Raw genomic sequence first — 13,870 nt, 5'->3', positions numbered from 1 at the left:
CGTGAAGATGGTGAGCTGCGTCATCGTCAGCAGGTACAGCAGCATGGTGCCGAAGCCAGCATGAAGTAAGCCATGCGCTGCAAAGTCCAACCAACGATCTATCATGAATTGTCTCCGCGCGAGCGCCGCGCCGTGTTCGCGGCGATGGAGTTCATCGGCCATCCAAAAGGAACACGGACCTCGCATCGCGCATGAAGCCGGGCGGCGAGGAGACTGGCCGAAGCTGGAGCGTGCCCAGGAAGGCCCAAGAAGTCTCGAGGCCTTTTCACCATGCGCCTGTCGTCGTGACGCCGCCGTGGGATGTCCATATATATCTTCGACCGGGCGCGCGAGGGGCCTGAAGGCCAAGGAAATGACGGCCATCCTCCAACAGCGATGTCACACTGCTGCGACGTTCAAAGGGCCAGTGTCTCTTTGCGGCATACCTGCCGCTTTGGAGTAGTACATGAACAACGCTAACGACAAGAATGCGCCCCGTACCCCGCAGTCGAATCCTTCCTCAGCGCCCAGGGAAAAGGACGCGCACGGTGCCGATCGGTCCAGGGACGAAAAAGACAGCAGGGGACAGCAGTCGAAAGATCAGAATCATTCGAAGAAGTAACCTGCTTTAAATCGCTACGAGGGCCGCCTTTGCGCGGCCCTTTGGCATGGCGCTCCGTCCAGCACCCGGTGACCGGGCGGCTTAGGCACCGCGACAACGATTCACGCTTTCGCCCGTTACGGCGACGTACCAAGCCCTCTTGCCATTACCCGTCGTTTTTCAGCAAGCGACCGATCCACCCGCTTCCTGGCCATGGCATGCAGCAGTAGAAGCCTGCCTTTGCTTGTCGGCCATTCCAACCCTCGGATTGAATCGACCATGGCACCTTCGGATGAGTTTCCAAGCGGCAGTGAATTGACATCCATCGAAACGGAATCGAGCAACGCTCCTGTCTCTCCCAAAGAGATGCCGCTCCCTCAGGACGCGCGCACGGTCTTTCAGGGCGGATTGTTTGTCCTGGCCGTACTGGCGGCCGCGTATGTCGCCAAGGTTGTCTTGCTGCCGATCATTCTGGCCTTCATTCTCAAACTTCTCGTGCAACCGGTCATGCGCTTGCTGGCTCGCATCCGGATGCCACGTGTCCTGGCATCGCTGACGGTTATCGTGGCGCTGCTAGGGCTGGTCTTTGGACTGGTCGAGCTGCTCAGCGCGCCTGCCGCCCATTGGGCTACCAAGCTTCCAGAAGGCCTTCCGCGATTGCAGGAGCGGGTCAAGGTGGTCAGCGCACCACTCAACACGCTGAGCCACCTGTTGACCCATGCGAAGAGCATGATGGGCAATGCTCTGCCCAACGGGACGGCAGCGTCGGCGGCCGCCCCTGGCATGGATCTGCAAGGCATGTTGCTCGAAGGAGCCCAGACCTTCACTGCCGAATTTCTGACGACCTTTCTGGTGCTGTTTTTCCTGTTGATGTCGGGCGACACATTTCTGCGGCGTCTCGTCGAGGTGATGCCCAGCTTCAAGGACAAGCGGCAGGTCGCCGACATCTCCTCGCAGATCGAAACGGATATTTCCATGTATCTGGTGACGATTACGGTCATGAACGCGTTGGTGGGCATCGCTACGGGTTGCGCGATGTGGGCGCTGGGGCTGGAGGACGCCTTTCTGTGGGGCGCCATTGCCTTCCTGCTCAACTACGTCCCCATTCTCGGTCCGTTGACCGGTGTCGCGATTTTCCTCGGCGCGGGCATGCTCAGCCTGGAGCCTTTATGGAAGGCTTTCATGCCCGTGGTGCTCTACGGCGCCATTCACATCATTGAGGGCGAAACCATCACGCCGATGCTGCTGGCTCGCCGTTTTACCTTGAACCCTGTGCTGGTCATCATTTCCCTGTTGTTCTGGGACTGGATGTGGGGTACGCCTGGCGCCGTTTTGGCGGTACCAATGCTCGCGATACTCAAGATCGTCTGTGATCGCGTCCGTCCTCTCGCGGCACTCGGCCACTTTCTAGAGGGTGAGAAGCAGGCGCTCGAATCCTAGGAGAGGGATTTCGTTCGCCAGATACTGGATCCACGTATTGACGGGGTGGCCAATGCGGGTCCAGTCGCAGGTCCCTGGCGCCTGGCCGCTCGCCACCCAACCGGTAGTTCCAGACCTGGGGGAGCGGCGTATCAGTGTCGAGTTCGCGTTGCGCCTGGCGCTGAAGTCCACGCCGGTCCCGTCCGCCAGGCCAGCCCACGGCCCGTCACCGCCCCGGACGGAAACCGTGATCAATTCCTCCGCGGTTTTGCGCACTACTCCCCGTAAGCCGTCATATCGCGTGATGGGCAGCGCCATCGGCGCACAGGGGAAATGGCATGAATCGTATCTATCGGTTGGTCTGGAACCGCGCTCTGCGCGTGCCGCAGGTGGCGTCCGAGCTGGTCCATGGCGCGCGGAGTGGGGTGTCTACGCCGCCGCAAGGCCAGCCGCGATGGGCGCGCCGCCCGTTGGCCATCGCACTTGCTTCGGTGCTCATCCTCGGCTCGGGTGGATTCCTGCCGATGGTCGCGACGGCCGGCGATATCCAGACGGCTGGCGGCGCCGGTGGCGGCGACAACAATGGCGCCTGGTGCAACTGCGGCAGCGGCGGTAGCGGTGGCCTCGCGGGTGGCGGCGGCGGTGGCGGCGGTGCGGGCGGCGCGGGCGGCAACGGCGCTACCTTGACGCTCGCCGCAGGCAGCGGCGCAGACGGCAGCAACAGCAGGGGCGGGTTCGGTGCCAGCGGCCTGTCCGGCGGTGGCGGCGGCGGCGGCGGGCTCGGCGGCTCAAATAGCGACGGCGGCAACGGTGCCTCCGGCACGGTCTCAGGCTCCACATACTTTCAGGTAGTGAGCGGAGCGACGCTTGCAGGCGGCCTGGGCGTCAACGGCGGTAATGGCGGAAGCAACCGCGAGGGCGGCGCCGGTGGCGGCGGCGGCGCGCTGGTATTGACCGCTACCAACGCGCAATTGGACAACGCGGGCACCATCGTCGGTGGCAAGGGTGGCACCGTCATCGCAAGCAATGGTGTCCATAGCGGAGCAGCGGGCGGCGGTGGCGCCGGTGTCGTGCTCGTGGCTGGAGGTGCTATTACCAATGCCAGCGGCGCGGTCATCGCGGGCGGCGCCGCTGGCGACAGTAATGCGGGTGCAGGCGGCGCAGGCTTGTTTCTTTATGACGGTGGCACGCTGTCCAACGCTGCGGGGGCCGCCATTACCGGCGGTGCGGGAAGCGGCGGAAACAATCTTGGAGGAAACGGCGCCGCTGGCGTGCTCTCCAACCGGGGCGTCATCACCAATAACGGCAGCATCAATGGCGGTCAGGGCGGCAACGCCTACTTCGGCGGCACCGGCGGCACCGGCGCCGTCATCAATCAGGGTAGCCTGCTCAATACGGGTGTGATCAACGGCGGCGCAGGATCGGCCGGCAATGGCGGAGGCGCCGGCGGCGCCGGTGTCGGCCTGCAGGCGCTGGGCGGTGCATCGATTACCAATAGCGGCACGATCAGCGCCGGTCTTTCCGGCAGTGGTGTCCGAGGCTCTGCCATCACGTTGAGCGGTGGCGGCAACACACTGACCCTGCTGGCAGGCTCCAGCATCGTCGGCTATGTGCTCAGCTACGGCGGCGATACCTTCGCACTCGGCGGCTCTACCGACGCCAGCTTTGATGCCACGGTGCTGGAGCAGTCTTACCTGGGCTTCGATAGCCTCCAGAAGGTCGGCACGAGCAACTGGACGCTGACCGGCACGGCCAGCAACTATCGGGGCTGGACGGTGAGGGCCGGCACGTTGTCCGTGTCGAGTGATGACAACCTCGGTCTTTCAGGCGCGGCGCTCACGCTCGATGGCGGCACCTTGCGCGCCACGACGGATATGTACCTCGCGCGCAGCGTGGTCATCGGCGCTGCAGGTGGAACCCTTCAGGGCAACGGTGTTCTGGGTCTGAGCGGCCCGATCGATGGCGCGGGCGCGCTGCTCGTGCAGAACACCGGCACCACCATCTTCAACCGCAATGTGGGCGCCGTGACGGCATTGACCAGCCTGACCACGGATGCGGCAGGCAGCACCACGCTCAATGCCAACGTGACCACCACCGGCGCGCAGGCCTATGGGAATGCGGTGACCCTCGCCAGCGCTACCACGCTGACCAGCACGGCCGGCGGCACCATCGGTTTTGCATCGACCGTCGATGGCGCGGCTAAGCTGAGCATCGGCACGAGCGGTGCGATTGTCTTTGGCGGTGCGGTGGGTGGCACCACGGCGCTGGGCGGATTGACGACATCCAGCGGTACCTTCAGCGCGGGCGCCTTGAACATCAATGGTGCGTTGTCGATCACCACCACGGCTGGTGGCATCACGTCGAGCGGTCCGTTTGCCGTCAGAGGCACGTCGAGCTTCAACGCCGGTGCCCATGAGATCACGCTGACCCAGGCCGCCAACAACTTCGGCGGTGCGGTGAGCCTGAGCAACAGCGGGGCCAGCAATGTCGCGCTCAATAACGGTGGCCACGCGCTGACGCTCGGCGCTTCTTCCGTCGGCAGCGGCACGCTGAGCGTGGCGGGCACGGGTATCACCCAGACGGGCGCCGTCACCCAGGCGGGTGGCGCTGACGCGGTCACGCTCGATGGCGGCGCGGGCGCCGTCACGTTGAACAATGCCGGCAACAACTTCACGGGCGCGTTGACGGTCAGCGGCAGCGATGTGTCGATCACCAATGCCGGCGTGTTGAACATCGCCTCGGCGACGACGACCGGCAGCAACGGCGAGATCGATCTGAACTCGGCAAGCCATGTGCTACTGAACGGTGACGTGACTGCCGACACCGTGGTGCTTGGCTCGGGCGACAATCTCTCCCAGATTGCTGGTGCGCTCACCGCAAACACCTTGAGTGTGCAGGCGACGGGCGCCGCCACGCTGACCAACGCCAATGCGATAAGCACCCTGGGCAACGTCAGCACCGGCCAGTTCAGTCTCAGCGACCTGCTTGCCTTGACGATTACCGGGACAGTGACGGCCAGTTCCGTTGCCTTGATGGATAGCCAGGGCATTACCGTCACCGGCGCGATCCATGCCGGCGACACCGATGTCGCCGCGGGTACGACGCTGCAGATCGGCAAGGGCGGCACTACGGGTTCGATCACGGGTGACATCGCCGACAACGGCGCGCTGGTGTTTGCCCGCAGTGATGCCTTGAATGTCGGCGGTGCGATCTCCGGTTCCGGCATGCTCACGCAACGCGGCGCCGGTACGCTCGTGCTCGACGGCAACAGCAGCGCCTTCGCCGGTAGTACCGAGGTGCAATCCGGCGGACTGATCATCGGCAGTGTTGCCGGCAACGGTGCGACTCTCGGTGGCGATGTGCAGGTGGACAGCGGCGCCTCGCTCGGCGGTCACGGCACCATCGGCGGCAATGCGAATGTCGCCTCGGGTGCGCACCTGGCGCCGGGCGCTTCGATAGGCACGCTCACCATCAACGGCAACGCCACGTTTGCGCAGGGCAGCCAGCTCGATTTCGAATTTGGCGCACCGGGCGCGAGCTTCCACACGGCAGGAACCAGCGACAGCGTGGCCGTGGGCGGCAACCTGGCCCTCAATGGCGCGGTGTTGAACGTCGCCGATGCCGGCGGTTTCGGCCCGGGCCTGTACAACCTCTTCAGCTATGGCGGCACCCTGACGCTGAGCAATGGCGGCATCGTGCTTGGCAGCACGCCCGCCGGCAGTTACAGCCTTCAGTATCTGAGCGCGGCCAAGCAGATCAATCTGCTCAACGCATCGGCCATGACGCTGAATTTCTGGAACGGCAATGGCTTGGCCGGTGCCACGCAGATGGGCGGCGGCAACGGCACCTGGACAGCTACCTCCGCCAACTGGACCGATCAGGTGGGCACGGTGACGCTCGCCATGCAGCCGCAACCGGGTTTTGCCATCTTGGGCGGCAGCCCGGGCACGGTGACGGTGGACAACAGCGCCGGCAACGTCATGGCGACCGGCATGCAGTTCGCCAGCAACGGTTACACGCTGACGGGTGGCACGCTGACTCTGGTGGGTGCTGGCGGCGCCGCGCCGGTGATACGTGTCGGCGATGGCAGCAGCGCGGGCGCCGGCATGGTCGCCACCATCGGCAATGTGCTCACCGGCAGCGCCGGTATGGTCAAGGCCGACCTTGGCACCCTGGTGCTCACGGCTGCCAACACCTACGTGGGAGGCACGACGATCAACGCCGGCACACTGCAGCTTGGTAATGGTGGTGCGAGCGGCTCGATCACGGGCGACGTGGTCGACAACGGCGTGCTGGCGTTCAACCGCAGCGATATGGTGCATTTCGACGGTGCGATCTCCGGCACCGGCACGCTGCTGCAGCAGGGTTCCGGCACCACCGTCCTCATCAACGCAAACAGCTACAGCGGCGGCACCACGATTGCATCCGGCACGCTGCAGCTTGGTAACGGCGGTGCGAGCGGCTCGATCACGGGCGACGTGGTCGACAACGGCGTGCTGGCATTCAACCGCAGTGATGCGGTGCATTTCGACGGCGCGATCTCCGGCACCGGCACGCTGCTACAGCAGGGCTCCGGCACCACCATCCTCACCAACGCAAACAGCTACAGCGGCGGCACCACGATTGCCTCCGGCACATTGCAACTGGGCGACGGCGGCACCAGCGGTTCGATCAGCGGCAACGTCGACAACCGCAGTGCGCTGGCATTCAATCGCAGCGATGTGGTGACCTTCGACGGCACGGTCAGCGGCAACGGCGTGCTGATGCAAAACGGCAGCGGCACGCTGGTTCTCGCCGGTGGCAATACGTACACCGGCGGCACCGTGGTCAACGCAGGCACCCTGCAGGGCGATGCGCATAGCCTGCAAGGCAACATCACCGACAATGCCTCGCTGGTGTTCGCACAGGACGTCGACGCCTCGTTCGCCGGTAGCCTCACCGGCCACGGCACGCTGATCAAGGTTGGTGCCGGCACGCTGCTGTTCAACGGCAACAATGCATTCGCGGGCAACACCGTGGTGCAGGCGGGCACACTGGCCGTGGGTGATGAAAGTCATCCTGCGGCGTTCCTTGGTGGCGATGTCGTGGTGAATGCCGGAGGCACGTTGCGTGGTCACGGCACCATCGGCGGCGACGTGGTGAACAACGGCACGCTGTGGCCCGGTGGTTCCGTCGGCACGCTCACCATCCAGGGCAACTACACGCAGAACGCCAACAGCACCTGGGTGATCGACGCGTTGCCGGATGGCACGGCGGACCGGCTGAGCGTGGGTGGCAAGGCGACGATCTTTGGCGGCAGCGTGGTGACATTGACGCCGACGGGCACGTGGGCACCACGTACCGACTACACGATTCTCACCGCCGCGGGTGGCGTCAGCGGCGAATTCGCCGGAGCCAGTTCAAGCCTCGCGTTCCTCAATCCGGTGCTTAGCTATAGCGCCAACGCCGTCCAGCTTTCCCTGCAGCGCAACGACATCCGCTTCGACGCGGTGGCGCAGACGCCGAACCAGACGGCCGTGGCCATGGCCGCCAATCCGCTCGGATTCGACAACGCGGTGTATAGCGCGCTGGTGACACTGGATGCGACGGCGGCGCGCCGGGCCTTCGACAGGCTTTCCGGTGAAATCCACGCGAGCACGCGCACGGCAATCATCGACGACGATCGCTACGTGCGCGAAGCGATCGGCCAGCACCTGCTTGGCATGGACAACCGCGCGAACGGCCTCGATGCCGGCAGCGACAACGGCGTCACCGCGTGGAGCGCGGTGTGGGGTCATTGGGGCAATCACGACCACGACGGCAACGCCGCTGACATGGCGGCGAACGGCAGCGGCCTGCTGGTCGGTGCGGATCTGCCCATCGATGGCGCATCGCGCCTGGGCGCGGCGATCGGCTCCGGTCAGGGTACGGCGCGCATCGCTACGCTGGATTCGTCTTCGCACAACACCAACACGCATGCAGGTGTGTACGGCGCCACCCAGGCCGGCGCATTCCAGCTGCAAGGCGGCGTCATCTACGGCTGGCAGAAGGTGGACACCAACCGGACCACGCCGCTCGGTGCGTCCTCCGGTACCGCCGGCAGCTCGTATGACGCCAATACTTCGCAGGCGTACGTGGACGGCGGTTATGCATTCACGCGAGGCGGCACCACGCTGATGCCCTTCGTCAACCTGGTCTACGAACACCTGCGCACCGATGCGATCCGTGAGCACGGCAGCGTTGCAGCACTGGATGTCGCGGCGCAGGACAGCACGCTTGGCATCGGCACGCTGGGCGTGCGTGGAAGTTTTGCGCTGGACGACAAGGGTGGCCTGCACGCGCACGCCAGCCTGGGCTGGCAGCACGCCTGGGGCGATACGGCGGCGACCGAGTCGATGCGCTTTGTTGCCGGTGGCGCGGCATTCGATATCGCCGGCCTGCCGGTGGCACGCAATGCGACAGCCATCAGCGGTGGCCTCAGCTTCCTGATCGCACCGGGCGTGTCGGTGGATGCCACTTACAGCGGGCAGTTCGCCAGCCATGCCAAGGATCAGGCGGCGCGCATGAGCCTGACCTGGGTGTTCTGAGGCGACTTGATGGCTTCGGCGCGGTCACACGGTGGCCGCGCCGAGCAGGCTATTCGTGGAGCAGTCAGTCCGCCTCAGCGATGACGTCAGATATCCAGCTCACGTTGCAGCCACGCGCGAGCCATGCGCCATTCGCGTTGGACGGTGGCGGGCGAGATGTCGAGCGCCGCGCCGATCTGTTCGGCGCTCAGCCCAACAAAGAATCGCAGCGTGACAATGCGTGCCTGACGCGGGTCCAGCGTTTCCAGCAGATCAAGCGCTTCCACCAGCGCCGCATGATCGACATCGGCACCCAGCCCGACCGCGATTTCCGTAAGTTGCAGGCGATCGGCATCCTGCGGACGCTTGGCGGCCTGGCGTCGTCGCGCGGCGTCGATCAGCACTTCACGCATCGCTCTTGCCATGACACCAAGCAGATGCCCACGGTCATCCCACGAGGGGCCGGCTTGTCCGCCAAACACCTTGAGATAAGCCTCGTTGACGAGTGCCGTCGCCGAAAGCGTTCGCTCGCTCTGGTTCTGGCGCAGCCTGGCATCGGCCAGCCGGTGCAAGGCGTCATACATCTCGCGCAAGGCGCTATCGAGCGCAGGCGCATCGCCGGCACGCGCGCGCTGCAGCAGCTCGGTAACCTCCACCTCACTGCGTGTCATGGCGTTTTCACCGCCACGGTGGTCGAAGCCGCCGCGCTGGCGGGGCGTGGGCAGTTCATGGGCGGTACGTCCTGGCCACGCGCCTTCGCAGCGTCGCGCCAGGCCGCGTGCAGTTCACGCGCCAAACGCGCGCAGCCGTCGCGTCGTCCCGCAGCGATGGCATATGCCGTCGACGCGCCGGACTCGGCCTTTTCTGTGTTGCCCTGTCCCAACGACAGCCGCGCCTGAAGGAGGCGCGCGTTGAGCATGCTGTCTGCATCGGCAGGGGCTGCCGTGCGTTGGTTGAAGGCGTCGAACCGCGCCAAGGTGCGCGCGGCGTCGTCGTAACGGTGCTGCATTACTGCAAGCAGGCCACTGCTGTCGGTCGCCACCATCCAGGCGCCTTGCTTGGCCGCCGCATCGGCAATCTCCGGCATGCGTGCGAAAAGCTGGCGGGCATCGTCCAGGCGGCCCTCTCGCATCGCGGCGATACCCAGGATGTTCAACGCTACCGCCTCATTGGTGAGTGCCCATGCCGAGCCGCTGGCGGCCTGCTGTTTGAACGTCGCCACATGCGGCTGCAGCAGGTTCGTTGCATCGCGGTAGCGATCCAGTTCCAGGTATTCGTTCGCCAGCGCGGTCAGCACGTTGTCCTGGAAATCGGGGCGTGGCGATGGCTCGGCTTGCGACAACGCATAGGCGCGCTGCAGTGCTTCCGCCGCTCGCTCATGCTGGCCCAGCGACGCGAGCGTAAGGCCAAGGTAACCGTGCAGCGTGGACATGCCCGCGCCGGAGGCGCCCAGCACGCGACTTCGTTCGGCGATCGTCTGCTCGTAGAGGGTTGCCGCCGTGGCGGGGTCGCTGGGTGCGGTCACCACCGCAAGAATGAAGCGTGGTCGGATCAGCGCGGGATCGTTCTTCCCATAAAAACTTTCGGCGACCTGCATCGCCTGTCGGGCTCGCGCGACGGCCTCCGTGTTCTCGCCCGCCTGACTCAGTGCAAGCGCCAGGGTCGTCAATGTCTGAACCTGCACCTCCGGCAACGGCGGACGCTGCGTCGCCAGTTCGCCGGCCACCGTGCGAAGGCGCTCGACGATCTGTGCGGCCGGCAAGTCGCCCGCGCTCGCGTGTTGCTGCAACGTGTGGGTACGCAGGGTAAGCAGCTCGCCCGGCTCAAGCCCGGGTTCGGCGGCGAGCAAGTCCATGGCGTGCGAGTCGGCGTCGATAGCATGCGCTGCATCGGTCTGTTGCCCATAGGCGCGGCCGAGCGCAGCCCACGTACGGCCGCGATCCAGGGCAGGAGCACCGGATGTCTCCTGCAATGCGAGTGCGCGCTGCAGTGTGGGAATGGCCCGCGAACTCTGGTCCAGTGCGTTGTAACTGCGGCCGATCGAAAACAGCAGCGCTGCTTGCACATCCGCGGCTATCGCCTGATTGCCGCTGATGCGTTCCACACCTCTATCAAGCACTTCACGCACGCTGATGGTTTCGCCACGCGCGTGCGTAGGGTCCGCGTTTTCGAAGAGGTCGGCCATGAAGGCGGCAATGGCCTGTGTCTTGTCGCGTTCCTTCTGTACGTGCCGCAGTTGCACCGCCAGGGTCGCGATGAAAGCCACCAGCAGGAGCAGCACGACCATGCCGGCGGCGAGCGCCACGCGCTGGCGGCGCACGAACAGCCGCCAGCGATACCAGAGGCGCCCCTGCCGCGCCTGCACGGGGCGGGCATCGAGGAAACAGCGAATGTCCTGCATCAGTTCGGCGACGCTGGCGTAGCGCTCGGCAGGCTCGCGGCGCATCGCCTTCATCACGATGGCATCCAGATCCGTGGGGATGGAGATGCCGGCTTTTGCTCGCCTGCTCGGTGGCGGCGCATGGGCCGCGACGATGGCGTTGGAAAGATCCAGTGGCGAGGTGTCGCTGGCGTCGAACGGTCTGGTGCCGGACAGCAACTGGTAGAGCACGATGCCCAGCGACCAGACATCCGCTGTCACGTCGAGCGGCAGGCCGCGTACCTGTTCGGGGCTGGCATAGGCGAGGGTGAGCGCACGCCGCATCGTCGCCGTGCGCGCGTCGGCCACCGCGCTGGTTTCATCGAGCAGTCGCGCGATGCCGAAATCGAGCAGCTTGGGCTCGCCGTCCGCCGTGACGAGTATGTTCGCCGGCTTGATGTCCCGATGGATCACCAACCGGCCGTGCGCGTACTGCACGGCTTCGCACACGCGAAGAAACAGCGACAGGCGTTCGCGAAGATAGGGAAGCCGCTGCTCGCACCAACGATCGATCCGCTCGCCATCGACAAATTCCATCGCCAGATAAGGCGAGCCGTCGGCGGTGCGTCCGGCATCGAGCAGGTGTGCGATGTTGGGGTGATTGAGCGAGGCAAGGATGCGCCGCTCATCGGCAAACCTGCGCCGCGCTTCAGCGCCCATGGAGCCGTCGCCGTGCAGCAGTTTCAGCGCCACCTGCTGGTGCAGTTCACCATCGGTGCCGCCATCGACGGTGCGCTCGGCCAGATAGACCGTGCCCATGCCACCCTCGCCGAGCAGGCGTTCGATCCGATAATCGACAGGCGCCGTGGCCGACATGTCGCCATCGCGCAAAGCGGAAGCTTCTTCAGAGATGCCGTAGGAGAGGAACGCGGGCACGCTGGTGGCTTCAGCCGCCTGCATCAGCCACTCGACTTCGGCGGTCAGGGTGCTGTCGCCACCGCATGCCTTATCCACGAACGCCGCGCGCTCACCGGCGCGCAAATCAAGCGCTGCCAGCGCAATCGACTTCGCCTGCCTGTAGGTCTGCCCTCGGTCCCCGGCCATCCTTGTCCCCTGTAGGTTCTGCACCATGCCGCTGGTTGGATCGGACGCACCGCAATTATTGACGCGGAATGACGGCAAAAACTATCCGTAGCGCGCGATTCCCGGCGCCGATTCCGGGATTTCCCGGCAACGCGACATCGGCCAGCCGACCATTCCCATGAGCATTGGACGGCTCAGGCCGTGAATCGCAGCGGACCTGGTAGCGACAGCTCTCTCGCGAGACGGATCACGCTTTCCTGCGTGCGCGACCTGGTGCAAACACCTCATCCATCCAGCCGCTGCACTCCTGTGCGAGTCGCAGGCGGTTGTTGACCTGCACGTGTGCGTCGGCGCCGGTGCTGGCGTCCAGTTCGACGAGTTCCTTTCGTGCGGAGGGAATCCGTGCGTGCCATTCGCGTGCCTGCGCGGCAAACACTGGCGAATCACCGGTGCCCAGAATGGAAAGGAAGGGCACGGTTACCAGGCTTGGATCCGCGACCATGTCGGCGGTGCGTGCCAGGAATTCCGTCACGTTGCCCGCGCCGGCTTTCCATAGGGTGACGGTGCGAGCGCGTTTGGCGGCAGTCGATGGCTCGCTGTGCGATGCGTGTTCGATGATCGCCTTTGCCGACAGGGCGAAGAGTTGCGCCGGGTCGGGAAACGGCGTGCTGGCGATGACGGTTGCAAGCCGTGTGTCGTGGCCCGCCGCGCGCGCGACGAAGTAGCCACCGAGGCTCAGGCCGATGAGGGCGATGCGGCCGGCCGCGGCGTGGAATCGCTCGATCAACACGTCGATCACCGACGCGATCGGGCGCTCAGCCTCCGCCATCCAGTGCAGCCCGCTGGCCTGCGTGATGCCCTGGCCGGGCAGGTCGACCAGCGCGACGGAGTAGCCGCGATCGAACAGGTTGCGACCCAGCGTGAGGAAGAGATCTTCGAAGCATGTATCCGCACCGCCGATGACCAGTGCCACGGGCGCCGACGCATCCTCGTTCTGCAGGAACACGCCAGGCAACGGCTTGCCGTCAAACAACACCTGGAAAAAATGGGCGGGCAGTGCCAGTTCGCCCATGGCGGCGCGGAAGGCAGCCTTGTGTCGCGCATAGAGATTCCCGAACGAGTCGCCGGGCTGAGCGAACTGCCAGGCGGAGCGGTAGCTGGCGAAGGCCTTCAGGCGCGCTTCGCCGGCGGCTCGCTGCCAGCCTCGTGCGGCCCATTTGTCGGCCTGGGTGTTCTGCACGTCGCCGTAGTCGGCAAATGACTGGACCCAGCTGTCGGCATCGCCGTCCACGATCTGCGACGCGACATGGATGGCTTGGCCCACATCGAGGCCACCGGCAGGTCCCCAGCCGAGCGCTGCTGCAAAGAACAGGTCCATGTCCGGGTCGTTGAATCGGTAACGCGTGGCCATGCGCTGGTCGGGGCGCGGTTGCTGGGGCGAGGTCTGCATGGGGAGGCTCCAGTGAAGGCGCTGCGCGCCATTGATGGGATGCCGGCCATGATATGAGTGGTACTCAGGTTTGTAGACTCACTTTCCCCGAGACCTCGGGGTCGCCCGTTTGTCGCGTAACAACAGTCACTTACTGGCGTTTCTGGCTGTCTTGGCCGCTTCCGTGCAGGCGCAGTGCTCAGGTTACGAGGCGCCTGAGTGGCGCCAGAGATAGCCGTCCACCAGATCCACCAGCGCGTCTTCGATCTCCTGGCGGGACGCCGGCAAGGCCTTGGCAAGGATCAACATGCGCATGACACCTGCCATGGCCTGCACCAGCACGAAGGCTTCGGCGGGCTTCAATCGCATGAACGGCCGCTCGTTGTGCACAGGCTGCCCGGGGGTATTGCCGGCGGTGAGCGCGGCCATCAGGGGATAGAGGCGCTTGGCGGTGC

At 65.3% G+C, this 13,870-nt stretch carries 6 protein-coding genes; 2 read left to right on the top strand and 4 right to left on the bottom strand.

The features are described from left to right. The first annotated feature begins 859 nt into the window (after positions 1–859). Together VFG49_RS02345 and VFG49_RS02340 are read left to right on the top strand one after the other, a co-directional pair. Positions 860–2,020 (top strand): AI-2E family transporter, encoded by a 1,161-nt coding sequence (locus VFG49_RS02345; protein ID WP_324857895.1) that lies wholly within the window; start codon positions 860–862, stop codon positions 2,018–2,020. Positions 2,021–2,337: 317 nt separating this feature from the next. Further along, complete coding sequence (locus tag VFG49_RS02340; protein WP_324857894.1) at positions 2,338–8,565, top strand: autotransporter-associated beta strand repeat-containing protein; 6,228 nt, start codon at positions 2,338–2,340, stop codon at positions 8,563–8,565. Positions 8,566–8,651: 86 nt separating this feature from the next. Here VFG49_RS02340 and VFG49_RS02335 read toward each other — a convergent pair whose 3' ends face one another. The 4 genes from VFG49_RS02335 to VFG49_RS02320 form a co-directional block, all read right to left on the bottom strand. Then, complete coding sequence (locus tag VFG49_RS02335; RefSeq protein WP_324857893.1) at positions 8,652–9,215, bottom strand: ECF-type sigma factor; 564 nt, start codon at positions 9,213–9,215, stop codon at positions 8,652–8,654. Continuing rightward, positions 9,212–12,007 carry a serine/threonine-protein kinase gene (locus VFG49_RS02330; RefSeq protein ID WP_324857892.1) on the bottom strand — a complete coding sequence of 932 codons (2,796 nt, stop codon included), beginning with the start codon at positions 12,005–12,007 and terminating at the stop codon, positions 9,212–9,214. Before VFG49_RS02330 ends, VFG49_RS02335 begins: the two co-directional genes overlap by 4 nt. A 226-nt stretch (positions 12,008–12,233) precedes the next feature. Further along, a complete protein-coding gene (locus VFG49_RS02325; protein WP_324857891.1) occupies positions 12,234–13,436 on the bottom strand; it encodes an alpha/beta hydrolase family protein in 1,203 nt (400 codons plus the stop codon). 183 nt (positions 13,437–13,619) lie between these two features. Beyond that, positions 13,620–13,870 (bottom strand): hypothetical protein (locus VFG49_RS02320; RefSeq protein ID WP_324857890.1); only part of this gene is annotated, 251 nt, incomplete at its 5' end.

This window comes from Dyella sp. (assembly GCF_035685885.1).
In the GTDB taxonomy this organism is placed as follows: Bacteria; Pseudomonadota; Gammaproteobacteria; order Xanthomonadales; family Rhodanobacteraceae; genus Dyella.
This window is presented reverse-complemented; position numbering and strand designations above follow the sequence as displayed.